This window comes from Stenotrophomonas sp. GQ19, from assembly GCF_059758695.1.
Genome location: NZ_JCAXES010000001.1, coordinates 362,651 through 383,231, shown reverse-complemented (window position 1 = coordinate 383,231; position 20,581 = coordinate 362,651). Strand labels below are relative to the sequence as shown.

At 68.0% G+C, this 20,581-nt stretch carries 18 protein-coding genes; 6 read left to right on the top strand and 12 right to left on the bottom strand.

Going from position 1 to position 20,581, the window contains the following annotated elements:
• Positions 1-31: 31 nt before the first annotated feature.
• From AC6CHL_RS01615 to AC6CHL_RS01600, 4 genes are all read right to left on the bottom strand, one after another.
• A complete protein-coding gene (locus tag AC6CHL_RS01615) occupies positions 32-1,408 on the bottom strand; it encodes a YncE family protein (RefSeq protein WP_498292993.1) in 1,377 nt (458 codons plus the stop codon).
• A 127-nt stretch (positions 1,409-1,535) separates the two neighbouring features.
• On the bottom strand, positions 1,536-2,543 hold the full coding sequence (locus AC6CHL_RS01610; RefSeq protein WP_498292992.1) for an alpha/beta hydrolase: 1,008 nt from the start codon (positions 2,541-2,543) through the stop codon (positions 1,536-1,538).
• A gap of 187 nt (positions 2,544-2,730) precedes the next feature.
• Positions 2,731-2,919 (bottom strand): hypothetical protein, encoded by a 189-nt coding sequence (locus tag AC6CHL_RS01605; protein WP_038692209.1) that lies wholly within the window; start codon positions 2,917-2,919, stop codon positions 2,731-2,733.
• Between the two features lie 274 nt (positions 2,920-3,193).
• Positions 3,194-3,802, bottom strand: a complete 609-nt coding sequence (locus AC6CHL_RS01600) for a TetR/AcrR family transcriptional regulator (protein ID WP_498292990.1) — start codon at positions 3,800-3,802, stop codon at positions 3,194-3,196.
• Between the two features lie 76 nt (positions 3,803-3,878).
• Here AC6CHL_RS01600 and AC6CHL_RS01595 point away from each other — a divergent pair, with 76 nt between their 5' ends.
• Complete coding sequence (locus AC6CHL_RS01595) at positions 3,879-4,466, top strand: NAD(P)H-dependent oxidoreductase (protein ID WP_498292988.1); 588 nt, start codon at positions 3,879-3,881, stop codon at positions 4,464-4,466.
• Between the two features lie 39 nt (positions 4,467-4,505).
• Here the strand turns inward: AC6CHL_RS01595 and AC6CHL_RS01590 are convergent, their stop codons facing one another.
• Positions 4,506-5,951: an amidohydrolase family protein gene (locus AC6CHL_RS01590; protein ID WP_498292987.1), complete on the bottom strand. Its 1,446-nt coding sequence runs from the start codon at positions 5,949-5,951 to the stop codon at positions 4,506-4,508.
• A gap of 138 nt (positions 5,952-6,089) precedes the next feature.
• A complete protein-coding gene (locus AC6CHL_RS01585; RefSeq protein WP_498292985.1) occupies positions 6,090-6,695 on the bottom strand; it encodes a glutathione S-transferase family protein in 606 nt (201 codons plus the stop codon).
• A gap of 121 nt (positions 6,696-6,816) precedes the next feature.
• On the opposite strand from AC6CHL_RS01585, the gene AC6CHL_RS01580 reads away from it, so the two are divergent.
• From AC6CHL_RS01580 to AC6CHL_RS01565, 4 genes are all read left to right on the top strand, one after another.
• Positions 6,817-7,785 (top strand): helix-turn-helix transcriptional regulator, encoded by a 969-nt coding sequence (locus AC6CHL_RS01580; protein ID WP_463600937.1) that lies wholly within the window; start codon positions 6,817-6,819, stop codon positions 7,783-7,785.
• A gap of 70 nt (positions 7,786-7,855) precedes the next feature.
• A complete protein-coding gene (locus AC6CHL_RS01575) occupies positions 7,856-8,737 on the top strand; it encodes a LysR family transcriptional regulator (RefSeq protein WP_498292983.1) in 882 nt (293 codons plus the stop codon).
• A 194-nt stretch (positions 8,738-8,931) separates the two neighbouring features.
• Positions 8,932-9,558 carry a response regulator gene (locus AC6CHL_RS01570; RefSeq protein ID WP_498292981.1) on the top strand — a complete coding sequence of 209 codons (627 nt, stop codon included), beginning with the start codon at positions 8,932-8,934 and terminating at the stop codon, positions 9,556-9,558.
• The gene (locus AC6CHL_RS01565; RefSeq protein WP_498292979.1) at positions 9,555-11,849 is read left to right on the top strand and encodes an ATP-binding protein; all 2,295 of its coding nucleotides are present in this window, start codon (positions 9,555-9,557) and stop codon (positions 11,847-11,849) included. The genes AC6CHL_RS01570 and AC6CHL_RS01565 overlap by 4 nt, the downstream gene beginning before the upstream one ends.
• On the opposite strand, the gene AC6CHL_RS01560 is transcribed toward AC6CHL_RS01565, so the two are convergent.
• The 6 genes from AC6CHL_RS01560 to AC6CHL_RS01535 form a co-directional block, all read right to left on the bottom strand.
• Positions 11,842-12,114, bottom strand: coding sequence for a hypothetical protein (locus tag AC6CHL_RS01560; protein ID WP_038688374.1), 273 nt, complete (start codon positions 12,112-12,114; stop codon positions 11,842-11,844). The two genes, AC6CHL_RS01565 and AC6CHL_RS01560, sit on opposite strands and share 8 nt — an antisense overlap.
• Before the next feature lie 88 nt (positions 12,115-12,202).
• Complete coding sequence (gene crcB, locus AC6CHL_RS01555) at positions 12,203-12,601, bottom strand: fluoride efflux transporter CrcB (RefSeq protein WP_498292977.1); 399 nt, start codon at positions 12,599-12,601, stop codon at positions 12,203-12,205.
• Positions 12,601-13,902 (bottom strand): replication-associated recombination protein A, encoded by a 1,302-nt coding sequence (locus AC6CHL_RS01550; RefSeq protein ID WP_244880110.1) that lies wholly within the window; start codon positions 13,900-13,902, stop codon positions 12,601-12,603. Before AC6CHL_RS01550 ends, crcB begins: the two co-directional genes overlap by 1 nt.
• A gap of 221 nt (positions 13,903-14,123) precedes the next feature.
• On the bottom strand, positions 14,124-14,762 hold the full coding sequence (gene lolA, locus AC6CHL_RS01545; protein ID WP_463600935.1) for an outer membrane lipoprotein periplasmic chaperone LolA: 639 nt from the start codon (positions 14,760-14,762) through the stop codon (positions 14,124-14,126).
• Between the two features lie 115 nt (positions 14,763-14,877).
• Positions 14,878-16,833, bottom strand: a complete 1,956-nt coding sequence (locus AC6CHL_RS01540) for a DUF3857 domain-containing protein (protein WP_498292975.1) — start codon at positions 16,831-16,833, stop codon at positions 14,878-14,880.
• Positions 16,834-16,952: 119 nt separating this feature from the next.
• On the bottom strand, positions 16,953-19,319 hold the full coding sequence (locus tag AC6CHL_RS01535) for a DNA translocase FtsK (RefSeq protein ID WP_038688381.1): 2,367 nt from the start codon (positions 19,317-19,319) through the stop codon (positions 16,953-16,955).
• A 267-nt stretch (positions 19,320-19,586) separates the two neighbouring features.
• On the opposite strand from AC6CHL_RS01535, the gene trxB reads away from it, so the two are divergent.
• Positions 19,587-20,558, top strand: coding sequence for a thioredoxin-disulfide reductase (gene trxB, locus AC6CHL_RS01530; RefSeq protein ID WP_141058072.1), 972 nt, complete (start codon positions 19,587-19,589; stop codon positions 20,556-20,558).
• Positions 20,559-20,581 lie beyond the last annotated feature (23 nt).

Below are 20,581 nucleotides of genomic sequence, written 5' to 3'. Positions count from 1 at the left end.
AGGGCGGCCGATGACCGCCCTGCCCGTTGACTCAACGCTGGCGCAGCGCGATGCGGGTGATGCGGTCGCCCTTGGCATCGTCGGTGCCGCGCGACTTGTTCACCGCGAACACGTTGCCCTTGCCGTCGGCACGAACGTGGTTGGGGAAGGTACCGCCGTCCAGGTTGCCGACCACCTTGCCACTGCGGTCCACCACGGTCACGGTGCCGGCACCGCGGTTGGTCACGTAGGCCAGGCCGGCCTTCGGATCGAAGGCAACGTTCAGCGCGCCGGCACCCACCGCGACATCGTGCAGCACCTTGCCACTGGCGACATCCACGATCAGCAGGTTGTCGGTGCCCTGCGAGGCCACGTACAGCCGGTTCTGCTGCGCGTCGTAGGCCACGCCGGAGGCGCTGATCGAGTTGCCCAGGTCGATCACCTTGTCGACCTTGCCGCTGGCCACGTCGATCACTGCTGCTTCGGGCGTGCCGATGCTGACGGTGAACAGCTTGCCACTGGCTTCATCCAGCACCAGGCTCATCGGAACGAACTTCTCATCGTCCACGCCCGACGCCAGGGTGATCGGCTCCAGCGCCTTGAAGGTCTTGGCATCGAACACCGACAGATGGTCCTCACCGGTTGCCGACGCGAACACCTTGCCATGCTTGGCATCCACCACCACGTCGCGCGCATGCGGCACCGTGCCGACCGGGAACTGGTGCACCAGCGACAGATCGGACTGGCGGTAGACCGCAATGCTGTCCTGGCGGGTGTTGGTCACCCACACGGTGCCGTTGGCATCGTCCACGCCCACGCCGTACACGGCAAACACGCTGCCGCCCTTGGCGTCGGGCACCTGGGCCGGGGTGATCGCCTTGACCACCTTGAGCGTCTTCGGGTCCACCTTCAGCAGCTGCGACTGGGTCACCGGCGGGCGGCCCACCGCCGAAGTCACGAAGACCGCGTTGCTGGCCGCGCTGTAGGCCGACTGGTACAAGCCCTGCACCAGCTTGTTGGACTGGGTGGTGAACTGGTCCTGCCCGGACAGCGGCAGCTGCGGCGACACGCGCAGCTTGAGCACGGCCGCGGCGGCCGGCTGGCTGGCGCGCACCACCACCGGGTGGGTACCCGGCACCGCATCGGCGGGAATCTGCAACTGGGTCTTGAAGTTGCCTTCGGCATCCACGGTCAGCGGCTGCCCGTTGAGCACGGTATCGCCACGCAGCAGGCTGACCTGCTGGCCCGGCACGAAGCCGCGACCGATCACTTCGGCGCTGCTGCCCGGCACGACGTTCTCACCACGCGAGACAACTTCGCCCTTGAACACGCTGGCGGGCTGGTCGAACACGGGCTGCGCGTTGCCGACAACAGCCAGCAGCAGGCCGGCGGCCAGGGTGGTGAGACGGAGGGAAGAACGGAATGACATGACAGGCTCCTTGCACGGGGTACCGCGCAGCGCGCGGGGGTTCATTGGTTGCCTGGGCCGGTGCAGAGGCGCACGGAAAGCCTGGGTAGCGGGGGTGCACGGCCAGGCCGTGCGGAGAATGGGGGTCTCAGGGCTGCGCGGGCGCTTCCCGGCTGCGGTCGCCCACGCCATACAGCGCGCTCAAGGCAGCCTGCAACGACGCGGCCAACATCGGGCCGTGGCCCAGTCCATCGAATTCGCGGTAATGCACGTCCAGCCCCGGCACCTTGGACAGGCGTTGGGACAACTGCATGGCCGCATCCGGCGTAGCGCCGCCGATGCGGCGCAGGTGCGCCACCACGCGCGGGTTGCTCATGTCGCGCTTGCCGCGATCACCGACGCGCTCGGCGCCGCCGAGCATCACCCACACCGTGGCGGGCTGGCCATGCTGGTTTTCCAGGAACTGGCGCTCCATGTCACCCAGCGGCGCCCCCTGGCTCCACCACAACGAGGGGCTGGCGGCCAGGTAGTACTGGAACGCCGCCGGCCGGGTGTAGAGCGTACTCAGCACGAACAGGCCGCCCAGCGAGTGGCCCCACAGCGCCTGCTGCTGGCGGTCGATGGTGGCGCGCTTCTCCACTTCCGGTTTGATCCGCCGTTCGATCAGGTCCTGGAATGCAAACGCACCGCCGCCTACCACGGTCGGCTGCCCACCTTCATCGTCGGCGCGGTCGATCCAGGCGGTGTAGTCGGTGGTGCGCGCGGGCGAATCGATGCGCAGGTCGTTGTCGTAACCGATGAACACCAGCACCGGCGCGGCCTTGCGCGCGGCCAGCTCGGCAAGCAGCGGCTGGTCCATCACCATGGCGGCGGCGTTGCCGTCGAGCATGTACAGCACCGGCGCGGGCGCCTTGCCGCCGCGCAACGGAATACCCACGTTGACCTGCCAGCGGCGCTGTCCGTCCGGACTGTCCAGACGGAAGCGCTCGAAGCGATAGCTCTCGGCCTTCTGTTCGAAGATGGTGTTGCTCACGCGCTGCTGCGGATTGCGCTGCTGTGCCGATGCGCTTGGCAGGGTGCAGGCCAGGCTCAGCATCAGACCGGCTACGGGCAGCAAGGCATATACACGGCGGCGGGCTGCAAAGGACAACGTCATGGGCACTGGTGGACGGCAGCACGGAGCCACGCCGCCCTCTTCACATGGAGACAACGCAGTGTATCCTAAATGCGAATGCTTATCACATAGATCGGTGTAACAGCGTGTATCCGCGCGCCGGCTGCCACACAAGCAAAGGCCCGACCAAGCGGCCGGGCCCCTGCACAGTGTTCAACCGGCAGCCGACTTATTCTTCTTCGTCCTGCCCGCCCTGCTGACCGGCGCGCTCGCGCTTCTGGTCCTGATCCTGGTCCTGCTGTTGCTGCTGGCCCTGGCGCTGCGGATCGCGCTGCTGCTGTTGCTGGCCCTGCTGGCCCGGCTGGTTCTTGTCCTGCTGATTCTGTTGGTTCTGCTGCGGGTTCTGGTTGGTACCCATCTGTGCATCTCCGGTGTTCGGCAACGAAATGATGCCGGTGACTGCACCGTAGGCGTGCACGGGTTAGCAGCGCGTGCGAAGTTGACCGCCGCGCGTAGACGCCGCCCGCATATCACTAAACAATTCATGACGCCGCCTGCGACTGACATCGCAGTGACACAGCAGACAGGGAACTACGCGCGCGTTTTCGGGGTCGCGACTGCGCCCCGTGGCATATGCAGACTTGCATTCTTCTTAAGCAGCGGACGCTGCCACGCCCTGTCGCGACCTGTGCTCAGGCGCGCGTCACCATCGACACAATCGTCTCGGCCAACTCACGCTGCGCCTGCGCCGCAGTGATGTCACCGTTGACCGCGGCATACGACAACCCTTCCGCCGCGCCCAGCATTCCCCACAGCCCTACCGACGGCAGCGACTGGTTGCGCGCGAACGGCGCCAGCAGCGCGCGGCACTGCTCGATGAACACCGTCTCGTACTCGCGTTTGACGCGCGCCAGCTCCGGCGAGCCGGCCAGCGCCGCCACCACACCGGGAATTTCGCGCCCCTGGGTCTGCACGCACGCCACGTAGGCCTGCGCAATCACGTCGGCTTTTTCCTGCAGGGTCGGGCCGGCGGCGGCCAGTGCCGTCTGCAGCACCACGTCCTGGCGCTGGTCGAAATCGCGGTACAGGGCAGCCAGCAATCCGGCGCGGGTGCCGAAATGGTCGTACACCACCGGCTTGGTCACGCCGGACCGCTCGGCCAGCCGCCCCAGTGTCAGGGCATCGGTGCCCTCCTCGCGCACCAGTCGCCACGCCTCGGTCAGCAGTTGCTGCTGGCGGTCGGGGCGGCTCAGCCGGCGACGGGGCGCGGCATCCGGAGGTTCAGGCAGGCGGCTTGACATGGCTATATACCAATCGTAACTTACTGGACGTAACTTACCAAAAGTATACACCCTCCCCCGTCACCTGGATTCCCCCATGCACACCCTGATCGTCACGTCGCATCCCAATCCGGATTCCCTCACCCACGCCGTGGCCGCTCGCATCCGCGACGGGATCACCAGCGCCCACCCCACCGCGACTGTCGAAATGGCCCACCTGGCCAGCGAAGGCTTCGACCCGCGCTTCACCCAGGCCGACCTGGATGGCCACCAGCGGCGGCAGCCGTTCCCGGACGACGTGCTGGCCGAGCAGGCGCGGCTGGACCGTGCCGACACGTTGGTGCTGGTGTTTCCGGTGTACTGGTGGGCCATGCCCGCCCAGCTCAAGGGCTGGATCGACCGGGTCTTTTCCAACGGCTGGGCCTACGACGACAGCAGCGGCCGCGTGGAGAAGAAGCTGTCGCGCCTGCAGGTGCATCTGGTTGGCCTGGGCGGTGCGGACCAGCGCACCTGGACCAAGCGCGGCTACGAGACCGCCATGAAGACCCAGATCGACACCGGCATCTTCGACTACTGCGGCGCACCGGTGGTGTCGTCCACGTTGCTGCTGGAAGTGGACACCACCGCGCCGGACGCGCATCTGGAGGCCAGCGCAGCCCTGGGCCGCGCCATCGCAGCGCGGTGATGCGATACGCCCTGGCAGGTCACTGCCGGGGCGATGCACTCACTTCGCCGCGCTCTGCCACGCCGCCACCTTGGCCCGGGCCTGTTCCAGCAACCCATCCAGTGCCTTGCGATCGTACAGCTGGCCACGCAGCAACACGGTGTCGATGCGGCGGGTGGCATTGATGTCCTGCAGCGGGTTGGCGTCCAGCAGCACCATGTCGGCGGCCTTGCCCACCGCGATGCCGCCATAGCGATCCAGCATCCCGAACCACGACGGCCCTGCCCGCGTTGCCGCCGACAGTGCCTGCGCAGGGGTCAGGCCTTCCTTGACGAACAAACTCAGTTCGTCGTGCAGGCCGATGCCGGGATAGTTGAACGAGTTGAGGAAGCCGGCATCGGTGCCAGCCATGATCGTGACCCCGGCCTGCTGCAGCATCGGCAGCACCCCGGCCACCTGGTGGTACTCGCGATGGCGCGCCTCGATCTGCACCGGCGTCGCCTTGGCGGCACGCTCGACGCGCCAGGCATAAGTCGCCTGCAGCTTGGGGCCGATGTAGGCCAGGTACGGATCGTTGGCATGGTCATCCTGGTCGAGGAAATCCAGGATGCGTCCGCCGTTGAGGGTGGGCGTGACGTACACGCCCTTGGCCGCGAACCCACGGTAGGCCGCCATCGCCGTGTCCCGGTCGAAGCCGGCGTCCAGCTGCCGGTTGGCTTCGGCGCGATCGATGCGCTTGTCCGCGAAGGCCGCCGCGATCGCCGCTTCGTTCTTGACCCCGGCCTTGTAGGCATAGTCCAGGTGTTCGATGGAACTGATACCGGCGTCCACCGCCTGCTGCACGGTCAGCGCCATCGGAATATGGCCGGAGGCACGCAGCCCGTTGGCACGCGCACCGCGCACCGCTGCCAGGAACAGGTCCGGGGTCAACGTGCTGTCGGTGATCTTGACGAAGTCGACCTTGTCTTCCTTCAACCGCACGAAGGCCGCATCCAGATCGGCCTGGTTGCCGACCTCGATCGTACCCTTCCAGACCGGCTTCACCCCTTCGATCTTGGCGCCGGAGGTGAACAGTTGCGGCCCCATCAGGCTGCCGTCATGGATCTGCCCGCGCCACTGCAGTACCTGCGTGGGCAGGTCGCCGGAGGCGTCCCGGATGGTGGTGATGCCATGGGCGATATACAGCGGCAACAGCGCCTTGTTCTCTTCGATCAGCTCCGGGCCGCCGCCGAAATGCACGTGCATGTCCCACAGCCCGGGAATCAGGTACCGGCCCTTGGCATCCACCTGGCGCGGCGCGCGCCACTGCCGTGCAATCGCCTTGTCCGCACCGACGGCGACGATGTCAGCGCCGCGCACCACCACGCTCTGATTGGCCTGCGTACTGGCATGCTCCACGTCGACCACCGTGGCCTGGCGGATGATCAGATCGGCCTGCTCGGCGGAGAACGCCGGCGCAGCCAGCATCAACAGGGTCGGAAGCACGGCACACAGCGAAGGTTTCATGGACGGGGCACGATCAGGGAAGACCGGGCCACCATACGGCGCTGGCGTCGGCATGCACCAGTTAAATCTCGGCATGGCCAACATGCAGCAATCAAATGCACTGCCCGGCAGCATGCGCGCCGGGCAGTGCCGGCACCCTTAGACCTCGCCCTGCATCGCCGGGCGCGCCTGCAGCCGCCCCAGCCACTGCTTCACCTGCGGATGCGCCTCGACGTCGGCCCCGAAGTAGACGCCATAGCCCACCACCGACCCCACCACCAGATCGACCAGCGAGTACGCCTCGCCCAGCATCCAGGGACGCTCCGCCAGCCGCGCCTCCAACAGGTCCAGCAGCTCGTTGACGCCCGCCAGAGCGGCAGCGGCCTGCTCGTGGCTGCGCAACGCCTCGTCGCGGGTGGCCAGCCACAGCCGGTTCAACAACGCGGCATAGGTCACGTAGGCCCAGGTGGTCCACGACAGCGCCTGCAGGCGTTCGGGCGTGCCGTCCTGCGGCCACAGCCCCTGCGCCACGCCATGCTGCGCACCCAGCCACTGCAGGATGGCCAGCCCTTCGAACAGCGGCGTTCCATCGACCACCAGGCACGGCACCTTGCCATTGGGATTGATCGCCAGGTACTGCGCCGTACGCTGCTCGCCGGTGCGGATATCGATCTTGACACGGTCGTGGGGCACGGCCAGTTCGGCCAAGGCGCAGGCAACCGGGGTGGCGCTGGACATGGGGTGCCAATAGAAGACGAGGGACATGCGGAACTCCGTGTAGTTGGACTGGGAGGGAGGGTGCCGCCGCCGGGGCCTTGCACCACACCCACAGGCTAGCCACCATTGCGGACACCTTCTGTCCGCGACCGTCGCGCACACTGCCGCCATGCTCACCGCCTCGACCCGCCTGCTCAGCCTGCTGTCCCTGCTGCAATCGCGGCCACACTGGGCCGGCACCGCCTTGGCCGAGCGCACCGGCGTGCATCCGCGCACGCTGCGCCGCGATATCGACCGCCTGCGCCAGCTGGGCTACCCGATCCAGGCCAGCAGCGGCGTGGCCGGCGGGTACGCATTCCGGGCCGGACGCGCCCTGCCTCCATTGCTGCTGGACGACGACGAAGCCCTGGCCACGGCCGTGGCCCTGCGCACCGCCGTGACCGGCACCGTCAGCGGCATCGAGCAGACCGCGATCACTGCCCTGGTCAAACTGGAACAGGTCATGCCACCCCGCCTGCGCCGGCGGCTGGACGCGCTGGGCTCGGCGATCCTGCCGCTGGGGCCGTCCGGCCCGGTGGTGGATGCCGGGCTGCTGGCCGTGCTGGCGGGCGCCTGCCGCGACCAGCTACAGCTGCATCTGGCCTACGCCGACCGCAACGACCAGGCCAGCCAGCGCCGCGTGGAACCGCACGGCGTGGTGCATACCGATCGGCGCTGGTATCTGGTGGCCTGGTGCACCACCCGGCAAGACTGGCGCACCTTCCGCATCGACCGCATCACCGCCGCACCGGTGGTCGGCGCGCACTTCAGCCCGCGTGCGGGCCCGGGCGATGGCGACCTGCGCACCTGGGTGGCCCAGTCGCTGTCACTTGCCCAATCCAGTGAGCCGGCGCGGATCATCCTGCACGCGCCCTTGGCGGCCATGCGGCGACAGATCCCCGACACGGCCGGGCAACTGGAACACGTCGACGCGCACCGCTGCCTGCTGCGCTGTAGTGCCAACCCGGCGGGCGCCATCGTGTACTGGTTGATGGCCCTGGACCTGGAATTCGAGGTGCTGGGTCCGCCGGAACTGCAGGACAAGCTGCGCGACGCCGGGCAACGGGTAGCACGCAGCCTGGCACGCACGGGCAGCTGAGCCGCGCCGGGTTTGCCGCCCCCACGACGGCATGCTAGAACTCCACCCCCTGCCAGATGTGGATGGCACCGTGGCTTCCCCCGCAAGACCCCACCGCAGCCTGTTCGACCTGGACCTGCTGCGCGCCATTGTCACCGTCGCCGACTGCGGCAGCTTCACCACGGCCGCCGCGCGCCTGCATTCCAGCCAGTCCACGATCAGCCAGAAGATCCGCCGCCTGGAAGACATGGCCGGGCATCCGCTGCTGGTCCGCGGCAACCGCGAAGTACACCCCACCGATGCCGGGCAGACGCTGCTCGGTATCGCGCGGCAGATGCTGGCCCTCAATGAGCAGATGCTGGAGGCGCTGGCCGGGGCCACCGTGGCGATCACCGTGCGCCTTGGCGTGCCGGAGGACTTCGTCAATGCACGTACCACGCGCCTGCTGGCCAGCTTCAACCGCCGCCACCCGCAGGTGAAGCTCGAGGTCACCAGCGGCCTGAGCCGCGACCTGGCCAGTGGTTACGACCATGGCGAACTGGATCTGGTGCTGGTCAAACAACGCCGCAACAGCCGGCAGGCGGTGGCGTGCTGGCCCGAGCCGATGCGCTGGATCGACAGCGCCCGCGCGCCCTGCATTGGCCTGGACCCGATCCCGCTGGTGACCTTTCCGCCGCTCGGGCTGTACCGCGACGACCTGATCGCCGCCGTCGAGGCCATGGGCCGACGCTGGCGCATCAGCTTCACCAGCTCCAGCCTCAGCGGCATCCAGGGCGCGGTGGCCGATGGCATGGGCATCAGCCTGCTGCCCGCGCGCGCCACCACCGGCGACCATCGCGTGCTCACCCGGCGCCAGGGTCTGCCGCCGGTTGAAAGCATGGAGATCGCGCTGCTGCATCGGCCCAACGCCGATCCACTGGTGGCCGAGCTGGCCGCCCGCTTCGCACGACTGCTCGACCGCGAGCGTCGCTGAGCACACCGCAGGCAGCGCGGGGCGAACACCCGCAGGGCGACGGCGATCCGCCTGGATAGTGACGGCGCTCGCGAACTGGACATAGGAATCGTCGCAAATGCGCAATGAAGCGGTATTGCCGCACAGCCAAGCGAGGAGAATTCCTAAACACTCTCCGTCGCGTGCTTTCCTTTGTCCAACAGCAAACAGATCCCATGAGCGGACAGGCCACCCCCTGCACCTTGAAGATCGCCCTGCTCGACGACCACGATGTTGTCCGGCACGGCAGCTTCGTCCACCTTTCCTCCGACCCCCGCTTCGACGTCGTCGGCAGCCACGCACATAGCAACGACCTGATCGCCACCCTGGGGCGCATGCCGGTGGACGTGGCGGTAGTCGACTACACACTGGCCAGCGATGACCTGGCCGGCAAGGACCTGGTGGCATTGCTCCGGGAACGCTTCCCCGCCGTCCGCCTGCTGCTGTTCACCGCACATGCCAGCCGCGTGCTGCTGTCGGCGGTGCTGCGCGTTGGCGCGGCCGGCATGGTGACCAAGACCGAGCGCCTGGATGCCCTGTCCGATGCCGTCGCGCAGGTGGCCAAGGGCGGCTGCAGGGTGCCGGCCGAATTCGGCCAGGCACTTCCCGATGCCACCCTGTCACGCAGCGAGCGCGACGTACTGCGCTTGTGCCTGTCCGGCCTGACCGTGAGCGAGATCGCCCTGCACCGCCATCGCAGCATCAAGACCATCAGCACCCAGAAGCACGCGGCGTTCCGCAAGCTGGGCCTGCGCAGCGATCGCGACCTGTTCACCCTGCGCCCGCAGCTGGCCCCGCTATGAACGGCCGCTGGCACTGCCTGCTGGTGATCGCGCTGCTGGCCGCACCGCTGACCGCCACCGCCACCGCCACCGCCGCGCCACGCACGGTGCGGGTGGCACTTGACCCAGGCCAGTACCGCACGCTCTCGCGCGAAGCCATGCCCACCCGCCACGCCAGCCTGGCGCACGGCTACGCCGCATTGGTCACGGCGCAGACGGGGCTGCGCTTCGACGAGCACATGCAGCCCTCCAGCTGGGCAGCCGTGCAGGCATTGTGCGAAGACCGCGCCGACCTGATGCTGATGGTCGGGCCGCCCGAGCAGCCGCCGTGTGCACTGGCCACCTCGCCCGCCTACTACCGCGGCGAGGCGCTGCTGGCCAGCCGGCACGCACAGCGGGCGCAGGTGGTACTGGGCGACGGCGCGCCCCATCGCATCGCGGTGGTCCGGGGCAGCCGCTATGTCACCTGGCTGAGCCGGCACTATCCGCAACTGCAGGTGATCGCGGTGGCCGACCTGCCGGATGCCCTGTCGGCGGTGGAAACCGGTGTTACCGACGCCGCGCTCGGGCTGGACGTACTGATGCGGCCGCTGGTCCGCCGGGAATTCGACAGCCTGCTGCTGCACAGCGCCCCGGACGACCTGCCCGCCTCGATCCACCTGGTGGCGCGCCGCGCCGATCACGGAATGATCGATGAGATCGATGCGGCAATGCAGGCGATCACCCCGCAGCAGCATGCCCAGGTGCTGCAGCGCCTGGCCCGCACCACCTACCTCAGCATTCCGCCGCTGGGCATCTTGATCCGGCACTACCAGTGGCAGGTGCTGGCGGCCGGCGCGCTGATGTCGCTGCTGTTGGTGGCCGCCTTCTGGCTGCTGCGCACCCAGCAGTCCGCGCAGCGCAACGAGCGCCGGCAGGCGCGCTTCATCGGGGTGATGAGCCACGAGGTGCGCAACGCTGCACAGGCGCTGGTGGCGTCGGTGGACCTGCTGAGCCAGTCCGGCCTGGATCCGGGCCAGCGCCAACTGGTCAACGCGGCGCGCACCGCCGGCACCGGCCTGCGCCACCTGCTGGGCCATGCACTGGACTACTCGCGGATGGCCGCCGGGCAGTTCCGGCCGGCGCCGGACTGGCATGACGTCCAACAACTGGCCAACGACTGCGTCGCCGCCGTACGCCCCAGCGTCCACGCCAAGGGGCTGCAGCTGGACCTGGCGCTGAACCCGGATCCACTGCCTCTGCTGTGGATCGATGCCGCCGCACTCCGCCAGATCCTCAACAACCTGCTGGGCAATGCGTTGAAGTTCACCGCACAGGGCCGCATTGACGTCGCCCTGTCGGTGCAGCGGCGCGCCGGCGGCACCGAGCTGCAGCTGACCATCAGCGACACCGGCATCGGCATTCCCGCCGAACGCCAGGCCAGCGTGTTCAAGCCATTTGCGCAGGCTCATGCGGACCACGCGCCCGACGCCGGCGGCGCAGGGCTGGGGCTGTCGATCTGTCGGGACCTGGTGAACGCACTGCAGGGCCGGATCGCACTGCACAGCGCACCCGGCCAGGGCAGTCGATTCGACGTCTGTCTTCCCACCTCGGCCCCGCCTCCGGTGCCGGCTGCGCCTGCCGCCCCGTTGGCAGGCTGCACCCTGCTGCTGGTCGAAGACCACCCGCTGACCCGGACGTTCGTTGCACGACAGCTCAGCGCGCTGGGCGCCACCGTCCAGACATGCGCCGATGCTGCAAGCGCCCTGCGCGCGCAGCGTGCCGCACCGAGCATGGTGGTATTGATCGACTGCGACCTGAAGGACATGAGCGGCTACCAGCTGGCGACCCTGCTGCGCGACGCCGAGGCGCTGCAGCCCGGCCCGCCGGCGCGCCTGCTGGCATTCTCAGGGTCCAGCTCACCCGCGCATGTCCAGCGATGCCGTGCCAGCGGCATGGACGCGGTGCTGTACAAGCCGCTGGACCCGGCGCAGCTGCTGGCAGTGCTGGATGTGGAGGTGACGCCGGGGTCAAACGGCAGCCAGGCCGTGGACAACAATGACCCGATGTGGGCGCCGTACGTGCACGCACTGCAGGAGGAATTGTTGGCGCTGCAGCAGGCCCGCGACCAGCGACAGGTCGCCGCCCTGCGCCGGCATGCGCATCGGCTGACCGGGGTGCTGCGCATGCTGGGACGTGAGGCGCTGGCCGATACCGCTGCGGACCTGCACGAGGCGCCACTGGAAACGCCCACCGACTGGCTCGACGCTGATCGGCTGCTTGCCCATCTGCGTGCACACGCCGGTGCGCTGCCGCGTTCGCGCGTTACTTGAGCTGCAGCGGATACCGCTGCCACAGCACGTGCACCAGAAACCCGGTCAATTCCGGATCTTTGCTGCTGATCGCCGCGCGGATCTTGTCCAGCAGCACCATGTCGCTGCAGCTGCGCACATCGGCGTGATCGGCCTGACCGGCGCGACGCGCACGGTAGCGTGCCGCGCGCTGTGCATCGGTCATCGCATAGCCGAACGTGGGCGGACGGCCGCGCTTGCGCGGCAGCATCAGCTCCAGGGTGCCGGGGTCTTGTTCATCGCGCATGACGGACGAAGATGCAAACGGGGGCGCGCACGATATCGTGAGACATCACTTTAATCCAGCCTTTTGCGCGGCTTTCTGCGTTTTGCCTTCAGCGCGCCGCTTCGGCAAGGCGCGCACCCAGCCACACCAGCACCATCCCGCCCATCAAGGTGACGCCCAGATACAGCGGCACCATCGCGCCGCGCCCGCCGCGCGCAAACACAAGAGTTTCCATCATCAAGGCCGAGAACGTGGTGAGCCCGCCCAGCAGCCCCACGATCAGGAACGCGCGCCAATAGGCTGCCTGGCTGCCGCGAGTCTGCAGCCACATCATCAGGTAGCCGGCGGCGAACGCGCCGACCAGGTTGGCGGTCAATGTTCCCCACGGAAACCCGTGCCCGAACTGGCGCAGCATGGCGTCGCCGATCATGAAGCGCAGCGCCGCGCCCAGCGCTCCCCCGGCCATCACCAGCCCCAACTGCTGCCACCAGAGGGTAAGGCCGTCCATCACTGCCCGCCCTTGTCGGCGCGCGCCTGCTCGCGCGCGGCACGCAGCCGGTCCAGCTTTTCCTTCAGCTTGATTTCCAGTCCGCGCGCGACCGGCTGGTAATACACGCGCTCACCCAGTGCATCCGGGAACCCGGTCTGGTCCAGCGCGATGCCGCCTTCCACGTCGTGGTCGTACTGGTACGCCGCGCCGTAGCCGAGGTTCTTCATCAGCTTGGTCGGCGCGTTGCGCAGGTGCAGGGGCACCTCTTCGGTGCCGCTGTCGCGGACGTCGGCCTTGGCCTGGTTGAAGGCGGCATAGCCGGCGTTGGACTTGGCGGTGCTGGCCAGGTACAGCACCAGCTGGGCGAAGGCCAGTTCACCTTCGGGGCTGCCCAGTCGTTCGTAGATGTCCCAGGCTTCCAGTGCCATCGACTGCGCGCGCGGGTCGGCCAGGCCGATATCCTCGATCGCCATGCGGGTCAGGCGCCTGGCCAGGTAGGACGGGTCGCAGCCACCGTCCAGCATGCGCGTCAGCCAGTACAGCGCGGCGTCGGGGTTGGAGCTGCGCACGGACTTGTGCAGCGCCGAGATCTGGTCGTAGAACTGCTCGCCGCCCTTGTCGAACCGCCGCGTGCGGTCGGCCAGCACCTGCTGCAGCATCTCCGGGCTGATCCTGCCGCCGTCACCGCCAGCCAGTTCCGCGGCAATTTCGAGCAGGGTCAGTGCGCGGCGCACGTCGCCATCGGCGGCGGTGGCGATTTCCAGCAGCGACTCGGCCGCCACCTGCACCGGCTCGGCCGCCAGCCCGCGCTCGGCATCGTCCAGCGCGCGCTCCAGCGCCTCCACGATATCGGCCGGCGACACCGCTTCAAGCACATGCACACGGCAACGCGACAGCAGCGCCGAGTTCAGCTCGAACGACGGGTTTTCGGTGGTGGCGCCAACGAACACGATGGTGCCGCGCTCGATATGCGGCAGGAACGCATCCTGCTGGGCCTTGTTGAAGCGGTGCACCTCGTCCACGAACAGCACCGTGCGGCGCCCCTCGGCGAACCGCTGCGCCGCTTCGGCCAGCACCTGACGCACGTCGGGCAGCCCGGACAGCACGGCCGAGATGGCGCGGAATTCGGCATCGGCGTAATGCGCCAGCAGCAGCGCCAGGGTGGTTTTGCCGCAGCCCGGCGGCCCCCACAGGATCATCGAGTGCACATGCCCGGACTCGACCGCGCGGCGCAATGCACTACCGGGCGCGAGCAGGCGCTTCTGCCCCACCATCTCGTCCAGCGTCTGCGGGCGCATCCGCTCGGCGAGCGGACGCATGTTGTCCCGATCCACGGTCAGCAGATCGGGCCCATTGAATGTCGTTCGATTTCTGGCCACGCGCCTATTCTACCGTGGCCGGCCATGCATCGACCCGCCCGTAGCGCCGGGCTCTGCCCGGCTGCCTTTCGCGCGTACCTGCCAAGCCGGGCAGAGCCCGGCTCTACGTCGCTGCCTTTCGCGCGTACCTGCCAAGCGGAGCGGCCGGGCAGAGCCCGGCTCTACTGGCCGATGACGTCGGTGCCCTTGGGCGGCGCGAAGCTGAAGGTGCCCGCGGCGAAGCCCGGGTTGCGCTTCCAGCCGGTGAAGGTGATCACGGTGCGCTGGCCAACGGCGTCCACCACTTCCATGCGGGCCAGGCCCTGCGCGTTGAAGCCCAGGGCGGCGTACTGGAAGGCGGTGTCGGTTTCACGCTTGGGGCTCAGCGCGAGCCACTGCAGGCCGTCGCGGGTGGCCGCCTCTTCACTGACGTCGTACTGCTTGTCCAGCAATGCCGGGTTGATCAGCGCGGTCAGCGGACTGTTCTGCTCTTCGGCGCCCTGTGCACGCACGGTGGCCTGCTCCAGGTCCGGCTCGTACACCCACACCTTTTTGCCGTCGGCCACGATCAGCTGTTCGTGCGGCTTGATGTACTCCCAGCGGAACAGGCGCGGCGCCGACAGCGCGACCCGGCCGCTGGTGTTTTCCTTGACCTTGCCCTTGCTGTCGAACACCTGCTGGCTGAACTGCCCGTCCAGGCCCTTCAGGCCCTGGGTGAAGCGGTTGAGCTCATCACGGGCACCGGCCCAGGCAGACGCTGAGCCCACACTGGCCATGACCAGGGTGGCGGCAACCAGGTAGCGACGGAAAGTGGTGTGCATGCGAGGTATCCGAACAGATGGGAAGGATGGAGTGCAGTGTGCCCAGCCAAACCTGAATGGGCGATCAGGCATAGTATGCGCCGCGCAGCTGCGCCCGCCTACCGGTGGCGCAGGGTCAGGGACTGACCTGGACCGTCTTCAGGTCGCCATACACCACCTGGCCGCGGAACCCGCGCCGGACCTGCTGGTAGAGCGCGCGGAAGGCCGGGTAATCCTGCGCTTCGCACAGCGCCTGCGGCCCGCGTACTGCCCGCTGGTGCAGACGATGGTGGGCGGTGATGACCTGGCCGTCGCGGGTCCAGTCCAGCCGGTACTCACCGGCGGCATTGCGGAACTGCTGGCTGCGGGGGATGGCCACGATCGGCACGCCGGCCGGGAACTGCAGCCGGTAGGTTTCCTCGCGCAGGCTGTCGGTGCAGTAGAACGGGGTGTCGTTGGTCGGTGCCGAGGTGGTGGTGTAGATGTCGCGGAACGATTCGCCCCCGGGCGCATCCGGCAGCGGCATGCCACCGACCGCACCGAAATCCACGTAGTCACTGGCATGGAAGTCGTAGCGGTAGTTGAACGGCCGGGTCAGATCCTGCGGATCCCCCAGCAGGGTCAACGTGCCGCTGCCGTCGAACCCGGACGAGGCCATGATCGACTCCTCCACCCGGGCGCGGTTCTGTGCGTTGAGGCGGGCAAAGGAACCGCGCATGCCGATCTCGCTGATTTCGCTGGGCTGCTGCACGGTCTGCCCGCTCAGGTTGCCGGCCGCATCGAAGCGGAAGCCCACCTCCAGCCCGTTGCCGTTGCGCGATGCATCGTTTTCCGGCGTGCGCGCCACGGTGGCCTGGCGGGTCAGCAGTACCGGCGCGCCAAGGTCGCCATCGGGCAACTGGCCAAAGCGGGCATAGGCGCTGGTGGAATCCAGGTACAGATCGAATTCGGGGATGTAGGTGATGGCGTGATTGAAACGCCCCAGCAGCGGGATCGCCGGCAGGGTCGGTCCGCCGCCGGCGCCGATCAGCACCGGCGTGCTCTGGATGCCGCGCGCTGCCAGCAGGGCTTCCAGGATCACCACGTGGTCCTTGCAGTCGCCGTAGTGGTTGTCGAGGATGCTCTGCGCCGGGTTCGGCTCCAGCCCGCCGTTGCCCAGATACACCGCCACGTAGCGGATGTTCTGCGACACCCAGCGATACAGCGCGGCGGCCTGCTCCCGACGGTCGGCGATGCCGGCGGTGAGCTGGTCGGCCAGCGCCTGGATGCCGGGCGTCACCTTCGCCGCCTCGCCGCCCTTGAGCTGGTAGGCACGGGCCACCTGGGCCCAGTCGCGGTAGGTGCTGGCCATGATGGTCGGGCTGAACTCCCAGGCGGCCGCCGACCAGTTCTGCGCCTGCATCGGCGTGGGCCGCTGGTACTGCCACTCCCAGTGCGCCTGCCCGTCACGGATGATGGGGGTGTCACTGCCCTGCACGCCGCGTTGCTGCACGAACATCGGCATGGCGGCAGGCGCCGACAGCGTGACCCGTGCGTCGTCGTACTGGGTGAACACGCTGAAGGTTTCCCACAGACCGAAATAGCCCGGGAAGTACGGCGTGTTCTGCGTCCGCCGGGTCTGGTACACCACCCGCGTGCCGGGGGCCAGGTTCGGAAACACCACCACCCGCACCTTGCGGTCGGCATACATGGCCGCAGCCGCGCTGGAGTAGCTTTCCTGGGTATAGATGCGATCGGCCGGCACGTCGCGGCGCTGGCCGTCGGCGGTCAGCGTATAGGCCGCCAGCACGTCCAGCGTCTCCATCTTTTCGCTGTAGCTCAGGCGCACCTGGCTGAACTGCTCGACGGCCGCCTTGGTCTTGAGCAGGATCTCGTACTCTTCGGTCTGCACGTTGCCCGCATCGGGGCGCACGGCATAGTCGGCGCGATAGCGCACGAAACTGAAGTTGTTGCTGGCCTGCGCGTCGGCGCCCTGCTCCACTGGCGCCGCTGCAGCCGGGGACGCGGCCGGGACTGCCGGCGTCACACCGGCATGCGCGGCGGTCGCCATCAGCGCCAGCCCGCCCACCACCCACCAGACCATCGGCTTCATTGCGCTTCCTTGGGACGAGGGTACCGGTGACTGAGCCGGCGGTGACGCAGCTGGGCAGAGCGCGGGGATGGAACAGCCGGACGGCGCCCGCGGATGGAGCAGCCGGGCAGCGCCCGGCTCTACTTGGGGGGTGGCGGCGCGAGCACGCTGCGGTCGCCGTTGTGTTCGGGCGGACTGACCACACCGGCCATTTCCATCGCTTCGATGAGGCGCGCGGCGCGGTTGTAGCCAATCTTGAGCCGGCGCTGCACGCCGGAGATCGAGGCGCGGCGGGTTTCGGTGACGATGCGCAGCGCTTCGTCATACAGCGGGTCGGACTCATCGCCGGCACTGCTGCTGGCTTCGGGCAGGCCGCCGGCCCCCACCACCACGCCGTCGCCCATCATCTGCACTTCGTCCAGCACGCCGCTGATGTAGTCGGCCGGCCCGCTGGCCTTGAGGTGCTCGACCACGCGGTGCACTTCCTCGTCGGACACGAACGCGCCGTGCACACGATCCGGCAGCGCGGTGCCGGGCGGCAGGTACAGCATGTCGCCGTGGCCCAGCAGCGTTTCGGCGCCGGACTGGTCCAGGATGGTGCGCGAATCGATCTTGGAACTGACCTGGAAGCCGATGCGGGTGGGAATGTTGGCCTTGATCAGGCCGGTGATCACGTCCACCGACGGGCGCTGGGTGGCCAGGATCAGGTGGATGCCGGCTGCACGGGCCTTCTGCGCCAGACGTGCGATCAGTTCTTCGACCTTCTTGCCGACGATCATCATCATGTCGGCGAATTCGTCGATGAAGATCACGATGAACGGCAGCGTCTCCAGCGGGCGCGGGGCTTCGCCCAGCTCCGGGTTCGGCTTGAACAGCGGGTCCATCATCGGCTGCCCGGCGTCCTCGGCGTCCTTGACCTTCTTGTTGAAGCCGGCCAGGTTGCGCACGCCCACCGCGCTCATCAACTTGTAGCGCCGCTCCATTTCGGCCACGCACCAGCGCAGGCCGTTGGCGGCTTCCTTCATGTCGGTCACCACCGGCGCCAACAGGTGCGGGATGCCCTGGTAGACGCTCAGCTCGAGCATCTTCGGGTCGATCATCAGCATCCGCAGGTCTTTCGGCGAGGCCTTGTACAGCAGGCTCAGCACCATGGCGTTGACCGCCACCGACTTGCCCGAACCGGTGGTACCGGCCACCAGCAGGTGCGGCATGCGCGCCAGGTCGGCCACGGTCGGGCGCCCGGCGATGTCCTTGCCCAGCGCCAGGGTCAGCGGGCTGGCCGACTTGTCGTACTCCTTGGAGCGCAGGAGTTCGGACAGGTAGATCATTTCGCGGGTGACGTTGGGGATCTCCAGGCCGACCACCGACTTGCCGGGGATCACATCGACCACGCGCACGGATTTGACCGACAGGCCGCGGGCGATGTCCTTGTCCAGCGAGCTGATCTGGCTGACCTTGATCCCCGGTGCCGGCTCGATCTCGAAGCGGGTGATCACCGGGCCGGGGTACGCGCCCACCACCTGCGCTTCGATGCGGAAGTCCTTGAGCTTGAACTCGATCTGCCGCGACAGGGTCTCAAGGGTGTCTTCGTCGTAGCCCTTGGGTTGCGGCTTGGGATCATCCAGCAGCGCCAGCGGCGGCAGGTCCGAGCCATCACCGTTGACGCCGCGGAACATCGGAATCTGGGTCTCGCGCTTGGCACGATCACTCTTTTCCAGCACCGGCTCAGGGCGCGGCTCGATCTTGACCGGCTCGCGCTTGGCCCGCACCTCGGCATCGACCTTGCGCACTTCCTGGCGCTCTTCGCGCATGGCGCGGGTCTGCTGCCACTCGGTGGCCTGCTCTTTCTTCTTGTTGAACAGCGGCGGCAGCGCCAGCACCCAACGCCCGATCTTCTCCATCACCACGAACCAGGAGATGCCGGTGGCCAGGGTGATCGACGCCAGCAGCAGCACCAGCACGAACAGGTTCGCGCCCAGCGCACCGAAACCGGCACTGAGCGAATTGCCGACCAGCCGCCCCAGGATGCCGCCGGCATGGGCCACGTCACCGGTGAACAGGCGCACATGCAGGAAACCGGTGCCGGCAATCAGGAAACCGACCAGGCCGACCAGGCGCAGCGCCGGGTCCAGGTCATGCTCGCCCTTGCTCTCGCGCTTGAGGCCGAACATCGCGATCCAGGCCAGCGCGCCGAGCACGATCGGCAGCACGAAGGCGATGTAGCCGAACAACTGCAGCAGCACATCGGCGATCCAGGCGCCCACGCGACCGCCCATGTTGTGCACCGGGGCCACCACGCTGCCGGTATGCGACCAGCCCGGATCGGCGGCCGAATAGGTGAACAGACTGGCCACCAGGTACAGCAGCGCCGGGGCGATCGCGATCAGCCCGAGGTCGCGCCACAGCCGTTGGCGACGCGGATTGTCGGCAGGCGCGGGCGCGGCTGCCGCTTTGCGCGACGGTTTGCTGTCAGGAGACTTGGATCGTTCCGGGAGCTGCTTCGCCACCTTAGACCACACCTTGGGAATGCACTGTTAGTGCTTGATAATAAACGACTGGCAGGCACCCCGGTAGGTCTGGACCGCTGGTGGGCATGCCCGCCCGGCCCGGCCCGTGTCAAAACTCCGGCACGGGGCCCGCCACACGCCCTGCAGGTTCCACCGTTCCACCGTTCACCTTGAATCGCCCTGCCCCTGCCGCCACTCTATGACCTGTCCCGGACGTCCCGCAATGCACCGCCGGCGCCCCATCCCGTCACCTTTACGCGAGTCTACATGAGCAATTCCACGCCCTCCCGCCACCAGAAGCTCGTCATCCTCGGCTCCGGCCCGGCCGGCTGGACCGCCGCCGTCTACGCCGCCCGCGCCAACCTCAAGCCAGTGGTCATCACCGGCCTGCAGCAGGGTGGCCAGCTGATGACCACCACCGAAGTGGACAACTGGCCGGGCGATGCACATGGCCTGATGGGTCCGGACCTGATGGCGCGCATGCAGGCCCATGCCGAGCGCTTCGAGACCGAGGTGATCTTCGACCACATCCACACCGCCGACCTGGCCCAGCGTCCGTTCAGGCTGATCGGCGACAGCGCCGAGTACACCTGCGACGCGCTGATCATTGCCACCGGCGCCACCGCCAAGTACCTGGGCATTCCGACCGAAGAGGAATTCAAGGGCCGCGGCGTCTCCGCCTGCGCCACCTGCGACGGCTTCTTCTATCGTGACCAGGACGTGGTCGTGGTGGGCGGCGGCAACACCGCCGTGGAAGAGGCCCTGTACCTGTCCAACATCGCCCGCAAGGTCTACCTGGTCCACCGCCGCGACACCCTCAAGGCGGAGAAGATCATGCAGGACAAGCTGTTTGCCAAGGTGGCCGCCGGCAAGATCGAGACCGTGTGGCACCACCAGGTGGACGAAGTGCTGGGCAACGAGGCCGGCGTCACCGGCGTGCGCGTCAAGTCGACCCTGGACGGCAGCACCCGCGACATCGAGGCGCACGGCTTCTTCGTGGCCATTGGTCACCACCCCAACACCAGCCTGTTCGACGGCCAGCTGACCATGAACAACGGCTACCTGGACATCCGTTCGGGCCTGGGCGGCAACGCCACCCAGACCTCGGTGGAGGGCGTGTTCGCCGCCGGCGACGTGGCCGACCAGCACTACCGCCAGGCGATCACCTCGGCCGGTTTCGGCTGCATGGCCGCGCTGGACGCCGAGCGGTATCTGGATGCAAAGGGCATGGCCAGCTGATTCCGGCCCCAACCGCTTGAAAG

Bases quoted from the DNA above. Each gene is read 5' to 3' on its own strand.
- AC6CHL_RS01615 (WP_498292993.1), bottom strand. From the start codon at position 1,408: ATGTCATTCCGTTCTTCCCTCCGTCTCACCACCCTGGCCGCCGGCCTG.
- AC6CHL_RS01610 (WP_498292992.1), bottom strand. From the start codon at position 2,543: ATGACGTTGTCCTTTGCAGCCCGCCGCCGTGTATATGCCTTGCTGCCC.
- AC6CHL_RS01605 (WP_038692209.1), bottom strand. From the start codon at position 2,919: ATGGGTACCAACCAGAACCCGCAGCAGAACCAACAGAATCAGCAGGAC.
- AC6CHL_RS01600 (WP_498292990.1), bottom strand. From the start codon at position 3,802: ATGTCAAGCCGCCTGCCTGAACCTCCGGATGCCGCGCCCCGTCGCCGG.
- AC6CHL_RS01595 (WP_498292988.1), top strand. From the start codon at position 3,879: ATGCACACCCTGATCGTCACGTCGCATCCCAATCCGGATTCCCTCACC.
- AC6CHL_RS01590 (WP_498292987.1), bottom strand. From the start codon at position 5,951: ATGAAACCTTCGCTGTGTGCCGTGCTTCCGACCCTGTTGATGCTGGCT.
- AC6CHL_RS01585 (WP_498292985.1), bottom strand. From the start codon at position 6,695: ATGTCCCTCGTCTTCTATTGGCACCCCATGTCCAGCGCCACCCCGGTT.
- AC6CHL_RS01580 (WP_463600937.1), top strand. From the start codon at position 6,817: ATGCTCACCGCCTCGACCCGCCTGCTCAGCCTGCTGTCCCTGCTGCAA.
- AC6CHL_RS01570 (WP_498292981.1), top strand. From the start codon at position 8,932: ATGAGCGGACAGGCCACCCCCTGCACCTTGAAGATCGCCCTGCTCGAC.
- AC6CHL_RS01565 (WP_498292979.1), top strand. From the start codon at position 9,555: ATGAACGGCCGCTGGCACTGCCTGCTGGTGATCGCGCTGCTGGCCGCA.
- AC6CHL_RS01560 (WP_038688374.1), bottom strand. From the start codon at position 12,114: ATGCGCGATGAACAAGACCCCGGCACCCTGGAGCTGATGCTGCCGCGC.
- crcB (WP_498292977.1), bottom strand. From the start codon at position 12,601: ATGGACGGCCTTACCCTCTGGTGGCAGCAGTTGGGGCTGGTGATGGCC.
- AC6CHL_RS01550 (WP_244880110.1), bottom strand. From the start codon at position 13,902: ATGCGTCCGCTCGCCGAGCGGATGCGCCCGCAGACGCTGGACGAGATG.
- lolA (WP_463600935.1), bottom strand. From the start codon at position 14,762: ATGCACACCACTTTCCGTCGCTACCTGGTTGCCGCCACCCTGGTCATG.
- AC6CHL_RS01540 (WP_498292975.1), bottom strand. From the start codon at position 16,833: ATGAAGCCGATGGTCTGGTGGGTGGTGGGCGGGCTGGCGCTGATGGCG.
- trxB (WP_141058072.1), top strand. From the start codon at position 19,587: ATGAGCAATTCCACGCCCTCCCGCCACCAGAAGCTCGTCATCCTCGGC.